This window comes from Idiomarina sp. ST20R2A10 (assembly GCF_051842345.1).
Lineage (GTDB): Bacteria > Pseudomonadota > Gammaproteobacteria > Enterobacterales > Alteromonadaceae > Idiomarina > Idiomarina loihiensis.
This window is the reverse complement of record NZ_JBNIEY010000003.1, coordinates 279671-296054: the sequence shown is the minus strand read 5'-3', so window position 1 is coordinate 296054 and position 16384 is coordinate 279671. Positions and strand designations below refer to the sequence as shown.

Sequence of the window (16384 nt, the reverse complement as noted above, 5' to 3'; positions counted from 1 at the left end):
TGGCTAATCTACGGCGTGTTTTAGCAAGCGAACGCCGTAGATGCCACCAGCAATGCTGCCTTCATGTGCTTCAAAACGTACTGTTAACTTACTTTCATCGTGCAACTCTTCAGGTAGCTCGTACTCGCGACTAAACAGCTTAGCCCCCTGCTCTCCCTTTAAGTGCACACTGGTCAATCGCTCACCGTTAACCAAAACGTCAAACCGACGATCGCTGTCGCCACCAAAGTAGGTCAGTCTTAATACTCTGGCCTGCCCTTTCGGATTCTTCATTTCATAACTGAACCAGCCAGAGGCATCACGCCAGTGATCACCGTTATTAACCCCTGCCTGAGTATCTTCCCCTTTGAAGTAATGATCCGCCTCAGGTTGCTGCTCGCCCGGTATTAAGCTGTCTACCGTCAGCTCTTCTAACTGTTGGCGCTCTTCACTCAACGACGACTGAGCGGCGCGGAATTGGTCGACCTTTTCTTCCGGGCTATAAGGCCAATACAGCATGTAACGCGAATCGTGCAGCCGGAAAAATGGAATTAACCGCGTACTGCCATTCTGTGCTGGCTGCACCAGATCTTTAACCTCAAAGGTCAGTGGTTCACCGGGTACTGGCTTTATTTTGTCCAAAAAGTCAGGACTGTCGGCAACAAACATAGGCACAGACTCAAGCGGGCACTGCTCTCCCTGAGCAATGTGTCCCATGCGGCTGTCGTCGGCGACAAAATTAAGCTGTTCGCCCGGCATTGGGTCGGTTTTCGCGGCCAGAACAATAGGCCCGAATAACACCGCATAGTAATCGCTTTTATCCGGCATTTGCTCTAAGGAAAGCTGCATAGGAAGCCTCAGTTCAACCTTATCACCCCGTTCCCAGTTGCGTTGAATGCTAATGTATTCCCCGGGTGACGCGCTTACCTCCTGCGCTTCGCCATTAACGCTGAGGCTCAGCTGATCCGCTTCCACCCATCTGGGGTAACGTAACTTCAGAGCCACATCAGTTTTTTGGTTAATGGTAATGCTAACGGAGTCGTCGTCCGGAAAGCGGGTGCTCATGGTTAAATCCAGTCCCCGCTCCTGCCATTGCAGACGTGAAGGAATAAACAGATTCACATATAAAGACTGTTCATCACTGGCATAAATCATACGCCCGTACTTGGCATGACTCTCAATACCCGAGCCAACACAGCACCACATGGCATCATGCACTGCAGAATAAACCCGGTAGTGATTCGGCCGCATAGGCGTGAAGTAAACCAAACCGCCACTTTGCGGATGCTGCGAAGATAAAATATGGTTGTACAGAGTGCGCTCATAGTAATCAATATAACGGGTTTCAGCACCGCGCTGATAAAGCAACCTGGACAGCTTGAGCATGTTATAACTGTTACAGGTTTCCGGCCCTTCAACGTCCTCAATCATGTCGCTGAAATCGTCACTGTCATGAAAGTGTTCACGCACACTGTTACCACCAATAGCAACAGTGCGTTTTTTGACAACATTCCGCCAGAAATACTCGGCGGCCTCACCATAAGCCTCATCACCCGCGACACCATGCACACGCTCAAAACCTACCACTTTTGGGATTTGGGTATTGGCATGCAGACCGTCCAGCTGGTCCTTATGCTGACTTAAAGGCTGTAAAATTTGCTGGTGGGAAAATTGCCGTGCCAGATGCAGGTATTTCTCTTCGCCCGTAATTTCATAGACATCGGCAAATACAATATTCAGTCCACCGTGCTCACTCACCAACATTTGCTGAATTTGTTCATCAGACAATTCACTGACTAATTCAATTGTCCAGTCTGTCAGAGCCAGCAACATCTGCAGCGCTTTCTCGTTATCTGTATAGCGATAAACGTCACGCAGTCCAGCATAGACTTTATCCAGGTTATACCAGGGAACCCATTTATCGTTCAGCACAAAAAGATCGGCATCAATATTACCAGCCTGAATCTCTTCCCACATGGCTTCACCACCTGGAATACCACCTAAATAACCATTACCATTGGCTTTCTGCACTTCTGCCAGTGAGTTCAGCATATACTGCAAACGCTGGTGTATTTCTTCATTGCCGGTTGCAGCATAAGTCAATGCTAACCCACTTAGGTAGTGTCCGCCTATGTGTCCACCCAAACCGTCGCCTTCCCAGTTACCGTAGCTTGGCTCTGGGCTCTCAATACCTGCCTGCTGGCGATAAGGTGCGAGCAAACGATCAGCATCCAGCTCAAGTAAGTAGTTTAGATTAGTATCCTGCGCGTGTTTAAAAGGGCTGGGTAACAAACTAACCTTCTGTAAAGGCACCGTCTCTACCGACTGACTTTGGGCATGGGAAAGGAAAGAAAGGGCAAACAATAATGGAATAAGGTATTTCATAGTCAACTCCAAAAAAGACCCCGCTTTGGCGTGGTCAAGGGGACACTACTCGTTTTCGTTGTTACTCGTCTCTGGACGCTTTGCCAAAAACAGGCATGCCATCTTCATCCCAGCGTAAATGCTTCACATAAGTATGGCGGTTTGGATCCCACAATGGGTCACCTTCAATTTCAGTATAAGTACGGGCATGGTAAACCAGCAATACAGACTCATCGTCTTCGGCGACAGTAAAACTGTTATGTCCGGGACCGAAAACGTCATCTTTAGGTTCGCTTACTAACACAGGTTTTGTCGACTTATGCCAGCTGGACGGATCCATTAAATCGGCGTTTTCATCCGCCCACAATAGACCCATGGCGTAGTTTTCGTCGGTTGCGCTGGCAGAGTAAGTCACGAAGACTTTACCGTTACGCTGCAGCACCGCGGGTCCTTCATTTACCATAAAGCCTCGGCACTCCCACTCAAATTCAGGAATGGTCAGGCGAACAGGCTCTGACGACAGCGTCCATGGGTTCTCCATCGTCGCGATCAGAAGGTTAGAGTTACCCGGAATGTCTTTCTCTTTTTGAGCCCACATGTAGTAAAGCTGGCCCTTGTGAGTAAAGGTAGTTGCATCAAGACAAAAGGTATCAATACCCGTGTCTATCTGCCCCAGAAATTCCCACTCCCCAGTTAGCGGATTTTCGTCTTTACAGCGAATGGCGTACATACGATGCTGGAACAAATCATCTTTAATTTCGCGACTGGGAGCCGCGGCAAAATACACATACCAGGCGCCTTCATTGAAATGAATTTCAGGAGCCCAGATAAGCTCAGAATAAGGGCCGGTATCCGGCTTATGCCATACCGAGACCGTTTCAGCAGCAGCAAGCCCCTCTATAGTCTGCGCTCTTCTTAACTCTATTCTGTCGTAGGCGGGCACCGACGCAGTAAAGTAATAGAATCCATCGCTATGCTTATAAATAAAAGGATCAGCTCGTTGTTCTATTAAAGGTTTTAAAATTGACATATGCCCTCTATCGCTATTGTTAATACTTTATTTCTTTTCAGATTTTAACGTTGGAATAACCACTTCTTCGCCTTCTAACCCATCGGCTTTGATGGTCTTGAAGTAACTGTCTGTAATTTTATATTTAAACATCAGCATGCCTGTTAACGTATGGAATAAGCCCGGAACAACACTAAGCATCAGGGCAATGCCAAACAGCGCAAAGTCTGACTGTTCCTGGTCAGGAACGTAACCGAAAAAGGTCAGAAGAGACCCGACAATAAATCCAGCTAGCCCCATTCCCGCTTTTTGCGCAAAAGAAATACCACCAAAAGCAAGACCCGAAACCCGTTCACCGGTTTCATGGTGACCGTAATCGACAGACTCTGATATAGCTGACCAGAAGACGGGAGCATGCAAATCAACCACGAAAGACACAAGAAAATACAAGACAAAAGCCATGACAACGTCGTTAGGGTTAACGAAAAAGAACAACATGACACTTAATACACCAACGGCTACCTGGCTATAGCGAAACAACTTTACTTTGCAATAGCGCTTAGTGATCCAGGTAGACGCTATCATAGCGAGTAATGCGGCTATCACCCCTGTCGCCAGGAACATTGATAACAGAGTACTTCCTCCCCCTAGATAATACTTAGCATAGTAAGCCGCGACAGAACCACGAATGACATAACCTATAGTTCCCAGAACACAGGCGCCCACCAGAACTTGCCATTGGTCATTTTTTAACAGGACTTTAAACTGCTGCCACAACGATTTCGGGTTAATTTCATGACGTACCCGCTCTGTTGTTGTAAAGAAGCAAAACAGGAAGAGTATTGTTGCCATTAAAGCCATTAGCCCCATAGCAAACTGATAGCCCTGAGCTTCCTGCCCTTCGCCCCAACGCGCCGCCAAAATAGGTACAATAATAGTGACCAGAAACGCCGCTATTTTCGCAAAAAACAGACGATAACCGTTGGCAGACAAGCGGTCTTTAGGGTCGTTGGTCAGCACCCCAATAAGCGAGATGTAAGGGATAGTGACCGCCGTCGTCATGATAGTCATGAAGATATAAGTGGAATATGCCCACACTAACTTGCTGGCGTAGTCTAAATCAGGCGTGGTAAATGTCAGGAAAACAGAAATGCCAAAGGGAACGGAGAAGAATAAAAAATAAGGACGATAACGTCCCCAGCGAGTATCCACTTTGTCCGTAATAACCCCCATCAACGGGTCGGTGAAAGCATCTACAAACCGGACTAAAAGTAAAAGTAGCCCGACATCTTCAGGTTTTAGACCGAAAATATCGGTGTAGAAGAAAGTTATAATGAGCATCATGGAGGATATGACGACGTTTACAGCCATATCCCCAGAGCCAAAACCAACCTTCTCCAGCGTTGTTAATTTTTGTGTTTTCACACATCCCCCGTCCGGCACATCATTATAAATTTGTTATCGAATTTTTTGATTGGTCATATTGTATTACTTATAAGTGGGTGTCAAGATACCTGACAGTAGGTAATTCAGTTTACGTTAACGTAAATAATTTTCTTATAATTAAAGCGTACATAGATAAATAAGGGGTTCCACCTATGCCTAAAAACAATTCAGTTAAGTGGCTTAGCGCACTGGCCATCTCAGCTTCTATCAGCCTGAGTTCCTTCGTCAATGCAGAACAAGTGAGTATTCACGATCCGGTCATGGCTAAAGAAGGGGATACCTATTACCTCTTTTCCACCGGCCCTGGTATTACGTTTTATAGCTCAGACGATATGGAAAACTGGCAACATGAAGGACGCGTTTTTGCCGGCGAACCCGAGTGGGCTAAAGAAGTTGCACCAGAATTTGGTGGTCACTTATGGGCTCCGGATGTTTTTCACCACAATGATCAGTACTACCTGTATTATTCTGTTTCACAATTTGGCGAAAATACTTCTGCTATTGGCGTGACAGTGAATAAAACTTTAGACCAAGACTCTTCTGAGTACGAATGGGAAGACAAAGGCATTGTCGTTCAGTCGGTACCTAACCGTGACCTCTGGAATGCAATTGATCCGAACATCATTATTGATGACGACGGTACGCCCTGGATGAGTTTTGGTTCTTTCTGGGCTGGTATGAAGCTGGTAAAAATGAAAGATAACCTGACCGAGATTGCCCAGCCCGAAGAGTGGTATACCCTGGCTAAACTCGACCGACCCGCGTTTACACCTGACGCTGAAGCCGGACCTGCTGAAATTGAAGCGCCCTTTATTTTCAAGCATAACGATTACTACTACTTATTCGTTTCCTATGGAAAATGCTGCCGGGGAGCAGATAGCACCTACCATATGGCCGTTGGTCGTTCAAAAGATGTAAAAGGCCCTTACCTCGATAAAGACGGTGTCGATATGGCGAAAGGTGGTGGCTCTATCGTGCTGAAGGGTAATGACGAATGGTACGGCGTTGGTCACAACAGTATTTATAATTTTGGAGACACTGATTATTTAGTTTTTCATGCTTATGAAGCCGCCGATAATGGATTGCAAAAGCTAAAAATAGCCCCGGTTAACTGGTCGGATGGGTGGCCAGAAATCGATAAGTCGGTACTTGAAAACTACAAAAGTGAGCTCATAAAAGAAGACTAAAATCAGCCTGACATCCTATACAGGGAAGCGTTTTGAGGAGTTAATCAACTCTGAAAAAGCTTCCCTTATTTTTGCCCTGAAAAAACCAGTTAACGTAAACGTCAACTGATTTTTTTTAACATTAGGGTTGCAACGGTTAAATACTGGTCATACACTCAACCGTAATATAGTAATACAAATACAGTTAACGTGAACGTCAACCTCATTAGCCGAGTGTTAATAAACGAATAAGAATAAGGCAGACGAGAATATGGCTTTAGGTAAGTTTTCATCATTGAAGTTAAAAGCATTGGTCATCGCAGGTTTCCTGCTGCCAGCTTTTGGCACTTACGCCGAAGAAAGTGCATCTGACACTTTTACAAACCCAATTTACGAAAACGGCGCAGACCCCTGGCTGGAGTACTTTGATGGTAACTATTACCTGACAACGACCACCTGGACGTCTCAGCTCGTCATGCGTAAATCCCCAACTTTAGCCGGTCTGGCCGACGCCGAGCCGGTTTACCTTTGGTCAGAAACAAGCGCTGAACGTTGCTGTAACTTTTGGGCATACGAATTTCATCGGTTAGAGGGTCCCGACGGTTACCGTTGGTACATGATGTTTACTTCTGGCCGTCAGGAAGATCTTGGCGGACAACACTTAACGGTACTCGAAAGTGCCGGTGATGATCCCATGGGTCCTTACACGCTTAAAGGCTCACCTATGCCTGACAGCTGGAACATTGACGGAAACTATCTACAGTACGACGACAAACTGTACTTACTGTGGTCCGAATGGGTAAACGCCGGCCAGGAAGACGAAGCTCAGTTGAACTGGATTGCTGAAATGGAAAACCCGTGGACCATAACCGGCGAGCGCAAGGTATTAACCCGCCCGGAATACGACTGGGAGCGCTCTGGTCGCCCAGTAACTGAAGGAGCCGAAACCTTACAGAAAGACGGCAGAACCTTTGTTATTTACTCTGCCAGTTATTGCGACACGCCGGACTATAAGTTGGGGCTTATCGAACTAACCGGGAGCGACCCTCTGAATCCAGACCATTGGGAGAAAAACCCAGAACCCGTTTTTGAACGCGGCAATGGTGTGTATGGTCCCGGACATAACGGCTTCTTTTCTTCTCCTGACGGTACCGAAGACTGGATCATATACCACGGCAACAGCAAAGAAACGGATGGGTGCAGCGCGACTCGCTCATTGCGGGCACAACCATTTACCTGGAACGACGATGGAACCCCGAACTTTGGCGAGCCTGTATCGGCAGGAGAACCCATAAAAGTACCTTCAGGCGAAGACGGTCCATTCAAGGTGACTCCACAAGGCACCTCTTTTGTTATTCGTAATGCTGCAGATAACCAATGTTTGGCTGATGCTGATTCGACAGCTGAATGCACCAACGAGAACCAGTGGGTTATTGACCCAGTTGGTCACGGTGAGTTTCGTCTGGCTAATGCTGAAGGTGAGTTTCTGACAGCAGCCAAATGCGGCACTGATAATAGTGCCTGGGAAAATAAAAGTTGCCAGAAATGGCAAGTCAGCACCGACGACAATGGCTACTTGTCCTTCACCAACCTTGAATCGGACGAGACATTGCAGGGCCAGTGGCAGTTAAGCACGAATGAGCCGGTCGTAATGCAGAGTCGTCAAAGCGGCAAAGTTGCCAGCCTGAAAAACAACACATTAGTACAACAGAATTGGATGAATGAGACTTCGCAACACTGGCATATTCGCAACGCCGAACACGGCTTTGTAAATCTGGTTAATACAGCAAACGAAAAGTGTCTGGCTATTGAAAATAACTCACTAGCCGCCGGTGCAACTGTCACCACAGGTGAGTGTGCGAGTGATGCTGGTCAGTGGAAACTACAACTTCATAGCAGCGGCGCTATGGAAGTTATTTCACGTCACTCTGGTTTAACGCTCGATTTAGCAAGCTGCGGACTTAAGGAGGGGATGTCCATTAACCAGGCTCCCGCTAATGACACCTTATGTCAGCATTTTTTTATAAGACAAGTGCAGTAGAACAATAACTTATAGCAGTAAGGTTACCTTCGGGTTTTATTCGAATAATAAACGCCACTATCAATAAAACAAAAAAAGTTAGCGGCAAGATAGGAAGGGAAATTTTCATGTTTAAGAAAAAATTACTAGCAACGTCAATTATGCTGGCTTTAATGCCAGGAATGGCTTTAGCCCAGCAACAAGCTGAAGACGAAAATGCGGCGCAACAAGAAGAATCCACTGATGCTATGGAAGTAATTCAGGTATCAGGCATACGTGGCAGTTTGAATCAGGCATTAGCTGAAAAGCGCGGCAGTGTGCAAATTGTCGATGCAATTATTGCTGAAGATATCGGTAAATTCCCTGATAACAACGTAGTTGAGGCATTGCAGCGTGTAACCGGTGTGCAAACTACAGGGCGTGGTGCGGGCGAAGTTAGCACTGTGTCAATCCGCGGCTTAACTGATGTGCATACGACAGTGAACGGCCGTAATATTTTTACCGGTGCGGGTCGAGACGTCTCACTACAAGATATTCCTGCCAGTTTACTATCGGGTGTTACCGTTTATAAAACCCGTTCAGCGGCGCACGTTGAACGTGGTATTGCAGGTTCAATTGACATAAAAACTCATCGCCCATTCGACTTCGATGACGGAAAGTTTGTTTTAGCGGCTCGAGGTATTTATTCAGATCAACCGGATGAAATAGATCCAAATATCAGTGCACTGGTCAGTGATCGCTGGGAGATTGATGGTGCAGGCGAGTTCGGGGCACTGCTTAATGTGTCTTACGCAGAAACCCACTACCGCGATGACACTATTACTGCAGGCGCAGCATTTCCATTTTTTACCGATCAACCCGCAACAGGTTATTCACCTTACTCGCGTATTCCCAATAGAGATTCACAAGATAATCTGATTTGGCAGGGTGGCCGAGAAAGCGGATTGCCAACAGCACCGGGGTCAACGCTCGATGTTAATGGTGTACCGACAGAGTATTTACTAGCCCGTGATGCCATATTTGGTACTTCTTTTACAGGTCTAAGAAAACGTCCGGCAGCTTCTGTTTCATTACAATGGGCACTTGATGAGACACTAGAGATTACAGCGGAAGGTTTTTATACCGGGTATGAAAATAACTCTCAAAATGCTTTATGGTTTTCAAACACTTTTGAAAACGGTAATGGCACTATTGATGCGCCAACCATTTTCGATGGCACTAACGTCGTAAAAGAAAAGCAAGCAATTGGCACGGGAGGTTTTCAAAGTGGTGACTCTAACGCAGAAAAAACTGATAGCTACTTGTATGCGTTAGGTGCCGAGTGGCTCCCCAACGATTACTTGACTATTAACTCTGAAATTGTGTACCAAGAAAGTGAATATGAAAGTGATTTCTTCGCTATGCGTTTTGACCGTGTAGCGCCGGGCCTGGATGTTGATTTCAATGATAATGATGGCATGCCTGGCATCTCATTTTGGGATGACCCGAATACTGCTGTAAACGAAGCCGATATGGCGGCGGTTGAGAACTGGAACGCGGGCACTCTCTATGATAACGGCGACGGTAACCGGGGTGACTCTTTAGCCTTTACCTTTGATGCCGAGTATTTAGTTGGTAATGCCTACATTAATAAAGTGACGTTTGGTGGGCGTTATGAAGACCGTACAGCTGAAGCCTTTACTCGTACTCAAGAAAGTGGAATTGCAAATACATCGGTAGCAAGTTTAATTGAACAACTGGAAGCCGGTGGTGCATCGGGCGATGGTTCGGGCGTAGTGTACCAAGTTGATGACTACCTCGATGGGCGTGCCGATGTATTCGACAGCTTTATTACTTCGGATGGCGGCTACTTACTTGAGAATGCCAGTGTAATACGCGATATTTATGGGCTCGAAGCCGAAGATGTCTATAAAACCTTTGATATTCAAGAAGAATCTTATGCGTTATACGCTACGACAAATTTCTTCTTAACAGAGAATATCAGTGGTGAAGTTGGCGTCCGTTACGTTAAATATAAACAAGATATGGCGTTTACAGCTGAAACGGGCACAAATACTAATGTGTTTGAGTCAAGTTCAGCTAAAGCTGAGGCGAGCAAAATACTGCCTAGTTTAATGTTAAACTGGAATATTACTGACGATGTTGTTGGTCGTGTTGCTTATACCGAAACTCTACGTATGCCTGCCTTTGCTGACTTAAACGCACTGCAGTACTGGACTGACCCGCTCACCGAAGGTGCTACTTATGGTGAGGGTACCGGCGGTAATCCGGATCTTGAACCGACCGAATCGAAAAACTACGATTTATCATTAGAGTGGTATTTTGCAGATTCCAGTTCAATTTATGGTGCTTACTTTAAGCGGGAAATAGAAGGGCTTGTAGTTCCTGGCCGTAAAACCGTTGTTCGTGAAGGTAATGATGGTGTAACCCGTCCTTATGTTTTAAGTGCACCTGTAAATGCGTCTAATGGCGAGTTGTCTGGCTTTGAATTAGGGGCTGTTTATTTCCCTGAAAACTTACCCTCTATGCTCGACGGGTTAGGCGTACAGGCCAGCTTCACTTTGCTTGATTCGTCACAAGATACCCCGGATTATGATGAAGAAGGTAATATCTCTAATTATATTGACTCGAACATGGCTGGTGTTTCAGATGAATCATACAGCATTGTCGGTATTTACGAGCGTGACTCGTTCGACATGCGTTTATCCTATGTATGGCGTTCAGAGTTCTACACGGGCAATGAAGCAGCTATATTCGCTAACCCATTACAATTTTGGAATCGTCCAGAACAAAGTTTAGATTTCCAATTTAGCTACGACGTTACCGATGATTTTGTAGTTACATTTGATGCAACTAATATTCTTGATGACGTTTACCAGAGCTATTACGGCGAAGGAAACGATAATCTGTTCAACTTTAGTAACGCTATTTACTCACGCACATTTGCATTGGGCGTGCGTTACTCGTTCTAATTTAGATTACGGAATAAGCCAACTAGAAAAAAGCTACCAATAATTGGTAGCTTTTTTTGCTCTGCTGCTCAAGCTTTTGAGTTGCTTGTTAGCGGGGGTGTATAACCCTGGCTGATAAGCGTCGCTAACGGCGGGAATAACGGCTGCGGAAGCTCATTCCAGTCAAACCAGTCCCAACCTTCACACTTATCCGGTTCCAGAGTTTTAGCTTCTCCGTTCAAAGGCTCCACCAGCGCAAAAATGGTTACATAGTGCTTATTATCTGCCTGAAACACATTGTTGGTGAAAGGCCCGTTCCGAACACTCGACAGTTCAAGCCCAGTTTCTTCCAGAACTTCACGTCGTGCACAGTCTTCAATCGACTCGCCAAATTCGAGATGACCGCCTGGCGCAGACCAGGTACCAGCGCCGTGAGCGCCTTTCCTTTTACCCAGAAGTACACGACCATTTCGAATGATAAGAACACCCACTCCAACCTGCGGTGAAGACATAAATAAAACCTCCTTGTAGTTAATACGTTAGCTCGCCTTTATTCTTTCCAGAATAAATCAGCGGCGTCTTTCTCTCTTGCCATCGCCTGCATGTCCGGCATAACTTGCTTCCCCACAAATACGAATACATCCTCGTATACTGCGTTAACGACGTTCCAGCTTAATTCCGATTCACCGGCCAAAGCATATGGATGAAAGCAAACCACTCTATCAGTAATTTTATTCGCAACTATTTCCAACCCCGCAAAATTACCGTTATCTTCACGGCGAGCAAAAACATAAACCTTTCCCGTGCCGGCTCCTCCTCCCCCAACACCTTCGGTAATAAATTCGTATTGAGAGTTTCTGTCCAACAGGATCCAGGGAGCAAAGTTATGCAGGTTTTGGCTCAAAAACCATCGCAAAGAGTTAGGTAGTTTTTCATCCATTTTGAAGTCTGTCATTACAATCCCTTGTGCGTTTAATGAGATAGTTGAAGTTGTTTATATTATCGATACTTCAGGCACTTTGGGGAAGGTTTGCTTTATCTTTACAACTTATCAGAAAGGCTAGTTGATGGGAAAAAATATAGAGAATAGCCTGCCGGAAACTATTCCGACAGGCTTTTTAAAACATTATTTATCAGGGAGTTCAAACCGATATTCATGCCGCGCCAGCGGTTTTTCAACGTCTACCTGGTAGGTTTCTACCAGTACCTGTCCGTCATCAAAAATACTGAACACACGAAACATCGGTGTGTGACGAGTTTCGTCCGGTATTTTTGTACGTTCCAGTGCAGGCATATGTAAATAATGAACACCATCAATCTGCTTAGAATGATTAACCCGTTCCATATCCATATGCAAATCGCCCGATATCACTGCTGCTAAATTCGGTTGCGCAACAATGCCTTTAAACCCTTCGTGCGTCACACCTTTATCTGCATTTTCAGGGTACACACCCGTTTGTGCACCGTGAACAACAAGCAGTACAGGTTTCGGAGCCAAACGCTCTATTTGCTCCTTCATCCAGGCAATGCCCTCGTCGCCAAAATCCCGACCGAAATCCGGAGAAGCGAACACCAAAGCAACAGAGTCGCGCTCCAGAACATAGCTTGGTTTCTCTATGGAAATTTTACCGTCATTCCACAAGTTCGCATATTTCAGGTAGCGCTCTACAGTAGAGCCATGCTCCTCGTTGCCCATAATAGGATAGAACGGCAGGCTCAGGCGCTGCAGTACCGGTGTCACGTTTTCGTATTGAATCACCGTGCCTTTATGCGCAATGTCACCTACCCCGACAACAAAATCCATAGTGCCGTCTTCCGCCAATTTGTTTACATCATCAACGGCCGCTGACACACCCGGGAATTCTGCTTTGGGTTTAGGCTCAGCATCACCCAGTACAGCAAACTTCAATACCAGACTGTCGTCAGAACGAGAAGCCTCAGCACCATTAGCAAAAACGCTGGTTAAGGTCATGCATACTAGCAAGGAAATAACAGATAAGACTCGGGTTACGGACATATAGCAACGCTCTGTGTTGGTGTTTAATCACGAGGCCGGATGCTATCGAATGAATGTGTCAATGGCATGACGATTTAATGACAGAGAGTACACTGATACCGCAGTCGAATCGCTAAAATCAGCTTTTACTAACTAACGAATTTAGACATCGCGCAGCTCTGCGGTTGATCACTGCCTTCAAGACCTGCTTTAACTCCTGCTTTATTTCGTTCTGGCAAGTTTTGGCTCGCTTTCAATTTACCGGTCAGGGTTTCAATTTCTATCTCTATACCAACAATAGCCTTAACTAAGCGGTCGGTGAAGTCCTCAGGGGCATCATTTACCTGCCAGGGCTCTTTCATTCCTGACTCGTGCTGATCTGTTAGTTTCATTAAATGCTGCTTTAGCCAAGTTGCATCTTCAACGATTCTCGCTTTACCTGCCGCATGCACAGCCAGATAATTCCAAGTTGGTACAACTCGCCCTGATTCTGCTTTAGAGGGATACCACGAAGGAGAAACGTAACCGTCCGGTCCCTGAAAAACGGCTAACACGCGACCACCATTTTTAAGGCGCTGCCATACCGAGTTATTACGTGCCACGTGACACTGAAGCGTTCCTAGAGATTCGCCTTCTTCGCGACTTAAATGAAAAGGAAGGTGGTTTGCCTCAATGCCATCTTCATCGGCAACAATTAATATGCCAAAACCGTAATCGCGAATATATTGGTGCAACTTTGCGTTGTCATCTTCCTCGAAATGCTTTGGTACGTACATTCTTAGGGTTCCAAATTAGTTTAAGCAATAACTTCTAAACCTTTTTTTTCAGCAATAGAAAGCATTTTAAGCGCCGCTCCGCGTGGCTTACTGTCGCCCTGCTCCCACTTCTTAACCAGTTTATCGCTGACATTCAAATATTGTGCGAATACGGGCTGTGATAACTTATATTTCAGTCTAAGAGCTCTAACCTGTTCAGCGGAAAACTCATGGACAGTGGTCAAGCACAACGCATCAAACTTGCGCATCGTTGTCTTATCTATCACACCCGAGTTTTTCAAACCCTTAGCCGTTTTATGAACAGACTTTAAAATATCACTCATAAATCACCTACCTCGATAAGCTCATCCTCTTTGACAAGCTTACCTAACCGCTTTTTATCAAAGCTGATAAACATTCTAGCTAGCTCTTTTAAAGCAACCTTCTCTTTAGAACTGATATTAGTCTTTTTATTTTTCGCAAACACATAAAGGAAAAAGTACTTTTTACCTATAACAGCACCAACAATTGTTCTATACCCGCCGCGTTTTCCTTTATTGCTATAGGCAATACGCTTTTTATAAACATTACCGCCTAAGTCTGCATCAATAAGGCCTTTACTCATTTCCTTGCAAGCATTAATCAGATCTTCGTCAGACATTGCTTCTTTTTTCATTAAAAAAGCAAATTCCTTTGTCTTATAAATCAAAGTATACTCCGTTAGGGTATATTTTAAAAGCATGCAAACACTCTAAACTAAACATAGCGATCTAGACAGCATGGAACGCGGACTTTTATGTCTGTGAAGAGAGTTTTTTTGTGTACGTATTGGCAAGGGTCAGCTCTGCAGCGTTAGTCAGGTTCTTAGCTGGACGGAAGGTAATCATAATAACTTCCCATGTTTAAGTTACCTTGTATAACCATTCTTCCGTCAAATATTTTGTTTCTACCAGAGCTCTTGCCGCGGATAATTCTTGCGGTAAATAGTCGTCGACCTGGGTTTGATAAGCCTGGGTAAACTGATTCATAAAAGCATCAATAATGGCGGTTCTGGTTAAACCTGTCTGGCTACGCATAGGGTCAACTCGTTTATTGGCACTGGTAATGCCTTTATCCGAGAGTTTCTCACGGCCAGTACGTAATACCTGTAGCATTTTATTGGCGTCGATATCATAAGCGAGAGTCGCATGATGCACGACAACACCATTGGCAAAGCGTTTTTGTGCTGCTCCGCCTATTTTGCCTTGCGCAGAAGCTATATCATTTAGCGGTTTATAGTAGGCTTTGATACCAACCTCAGCTAACGCAGCCAAAACCCAGGCATCTAAAAACTCATAAGACTTTTCAATGCTCATACCATCGACTAATGAGGTGGGTACCGTTAATGAATAAGTAATGCAATTACCGGGTTCCATGAACATAGCGCCACCACCTGTCGCCCGGCGCACAACTTGCACATTGGCCTCTTTCGCAGCGGCCATATCCACTTCATTTTTTACTGACTGAAAAGAACCAATCACCACCACAGAATCGTCCCAGTCCCAAAAACGTAATGTTGGGCCTCGTAAACCTTTGGCAACTGAATCGGCTATCACTTCGTCTAACGCGGCATGTTCTGCTGCGGGCAGTGTTACTGGTGGAATAAGAGTGAACTGATGATCTAACCAACTGCTAGCCTTACCTAAAGCACGTCGTACAGCGGTAGCAACAGCTTCGGCGGAAAAACCGAACATCATTACGTCTTCATCAAGTGCTTCATCAATTGCGGCAGCCAGCGTTTTATGGCTTGATGTCTCGGGTAGTCCGGTTAAAGCCTCATTGATTAAGTTTAGCGCAGAGTCAGGTTCTAAGAAAAAGTCGCCTGAAATACTGACCTCACTCAGGCAGCCCTCTTCTAAATTAACATCAGCAACGACTAGCTTACCGCCTGGTACTTTATATTCTCCGTGCATGACTTCTCCCAATTAATTCATTTCAGAATATTAACCCACCCAAGCTCCAGCAGCACATAGCCACCTTTTAGGCGAGTTTATTTATGCTGGCCTGATTTTCTATAATGCACACGATACAAGATCGCGAGCGCCAGACAAATAACGGCTGGTACTAACAACGCCTGGAACTGTAATAACATGAACAGATAGGCGCCGGATGTTCCTCCGGTAACAAAGCCGGCAATGATTAATCCAAACAATACCGCTTTTCTTTTATCGAAAGCTTTGCCGCGCATAACCGACCCAAACATAATGCCTAAGTCAGTAAAAATACCGGTGAGGTGCGTAGTCCGTACAATGGCACCGCTGTACGTCGTTGCCAGGGCATTCTGCATACCGCAGGCTAATGATGCGGTGAAATGACCGTAAAATGATCCTTCAGACAGTAAGTAAAACGAAGCAAATATCAGCAGTGATTCAGCTGCGAGAGCAATGTCGTAACGACGGCTTAACTTTAGCTGTGTGCCGTGCAATAGATATCCAGACAGACCGGCACCGACAAAAAACGAGAACAACACACCGGCCAAATGCAGCACCTCATCGAAAGAGCCCGACAGCATACTGGTACCAAACAAAGTGGCAGTACCTGAAACATGAGAAACCGCCTGGTGCTCAAAACCAAGCAAGCCAATAGCGTTTATGCAGCCAGCTATAAACGCCAGCACAAACGCGCCATACTCAATCCATTTAGGTAATTTAGATATCAA

14 protein-coding genes are annotated in these 16384 nt (G+C 45.5%); 3 read left to right on the top strand and 11 right to left on the bottom strand.

The window, feature by feature from the left end; genetic code table 11:
• Positions 1 to 3: 3 nt before the first annotated feature.
• The 3 genes from ACP7H9_RS07185 to ACP7H9_RS07175 all read right to left on the bottom strand — a co-directional run bounded on the left by ACP7H9_RS07185 (position 4) and on the right by ACP7H9_RS07175 (position 4777).
• Positions 4 to 2364 (bottom strand): beta-L-arabinofuranosidase domain-containing protein, encoded by a 2361-nt coding sequence (locus tag ACP7H9_RS07185; RefSeq protein ID WP_439222469.1) that lies wholly within the window; start codon positions 2362 to 2364, stop codon positions 4 to 6.
• A gap of 61 nt (positions 2365 to 2425) precedes the next feature.
• Complete coding sequence (locus tag ACP7H9_RS07180) at positions 2426 to 3373, bottom strand: glycoside hydrolase family 43 protein (protein ID WP_110014189.1); 948 nt, start codon at positions 3371 to 3373, stop codon at positions 2426 to 2428.
• 27 nt (positions 3374 to 3400) lie between these two features.
• Positions 3401 to 4777, bottom strand: a complete 1377-nt coding sequence (locus tag ACP7H9_RS07175) for an MFS transporter (RefSeq protein ID WP_110014190.1) — start codon at positions 4775 to 4777, stop codon at positions 3401 to 3403.
• Between the two features lie 173 nt (positions 4778 to 4950).
• On the opposite strand from ACP7H9_RS07175, the gene ACP7H9_RS07170 reads away from it, so the two are divergent.
• The 3 genes from ACP7H9_RS07170 to ACP7H9_RS07160 all read left to right on the top strand — a co-directional run bounded on the left by ACP7H9_RS07170 (position 4951) and on the right by ACP7H9_RS07160 (position 10956).
• Entirely contained in the window at positions 4951 to 5985 is a 1035-nt protein-coding gene (locus tag ACP7H9_RS07170; RefSeq protein WP_110014191.1) for an arabinan endo-1,5-alpha-L-arabinosidase, read from the top strand.
• Positions 5986 to 6235: 250 nt separating this feature from the next.
• Positions 6236 to 8005, top strand: a complete 1770-nt coding sequence (locus tag ACP7H9_RS07165; RefSeq protein ID WP_110014192.1) for a family 43 glycosylhydrolase — start codon at positions 6236 to 6238, stop codon at positions 8003 to 8005.
• Between the two features lie 107 nt (positions 8006 to 8112).
• Entirely contained in the window at positions 8113 to 10956 is a 2844-nt protein-coding gene (locus ACP7H9_RS07160) for a TonB-dependent receptor (protein ID WP_439222468.1), read from the top strand.
• 68 nt (positions 10957 to 11024) lie between these two features.
• On the opposite strand, the gene ACP7H9_RS07155 is transcribed toward ACP7H9_RS07160, so the two are convergent.
• The 8 genes from ACP7H9_RS07155 to ACP7H9_RS07120 all read right to left on the bottom strand — a co-directional run bounded on the left by ACP7H9_RS07155 (position 11025) and on the right by ACP7H9_RS07120 (position 16384).
• Complete coding sequence (locus tag ACP7H9_RS07155; protein WP_439222467.1) at positions 11025 to 11447, bottom strand: nucleotide triphosphate diphosphatase NUDT15; 423 nt, start codon at positions 11445 to 11447, stop codon at positions 11025 to 11027.
• A gap of 38 nt (positions 11448 to 11485) precedes the next feature.
• Positions 11486 to 11890 (bottom strand): hypothetical protein, encoded by a 405-nt coding sequence (locus tag ACP7H9_RS07150; RefSeq protein ID WP_439222466.1) that lies wholly within the window; start codon positions 11888 to 11890, stop codon positions 11486 to 11488.
• Positions 11891 to 12061: 171 nt separating this feature from the next.
• The gene (locus ACP7H9_RS07145; RefSeq protein ID WP_227016361.1) at positions 12062 to 12907 is read right to left on the bottom strand and encodes a metallophosphoesterase family protein; all 846 of its coding nucleotides are present in this window, start codon (positions 12905 to 12907) and stop codon (positions 12062 to 12064) included.
• A gap of 173 nt (positions 12908 to 13080) precedes the next feature.
• Positions 13081 to 13707, bottom strand: a complete 627-nt coding sequence (locus tag ACP7H9_RS07140; RefSeq protein WP_034818828.1) for an FMN-binding negative transcriptional regulator — start codon at positions 13705 to 13707, stop codon at positions 13081 to 13083.
• A 20-nt stretch (positions 13708 to 13727) separates the two neighbouring features.
• The gene (locus ACP7H9_RS07135) at positions 13728 to 14030 is read right to left on the bottom strand and encodes a helix-turn-helix domain-containing protein (protein ID WP_011233564.1); all 303 of its coding nucleotides are present in this window, start codon (positions 14028 to 14030) and stop codon (positions 13728 to 13730) included.
• A complete protein-coding gene (locus ACP7H9_RS07130) occupies positions 14027 to 14428 on the bottom strand; it encodes a type II toxin-antitoxin system RelE/ParE family toxin (RefSeq protein WP_082815431.1) in 402 nt (133 codons plus the stop codon). The genes ACP7H9_RS07135 and ACP7H9_RS07130 overlap by 4 nt, the downstream gene beginning before the upstream one ends.
• A gap of 160 nt (positions 14429 to 14588) precedes the next feature.
• The gene (locus tag ACP7H9_RS07125; protein WP_011233562.1) at positions 14589 to 15638 is read right to left on the bottom strand and encodes a lipoate--protein ligase family protein; all 1050 of its coding nucleotides are present in this window, start codon (positions 15636 to 15638) and stop codon (positions 14589 to 14591) included.
• Between the two features lie 77 nt (positions 15639 to 15715).
• Complete coding sequence (locus tag ACP7H9_RS07120; RefSeq protein WP_439222465.1) at positions 15716 to 16384, bottom strand: YoaK family protein; 669 nt, start codon at positions 16382 to 16384, stop codon at positions 15716 to 15718.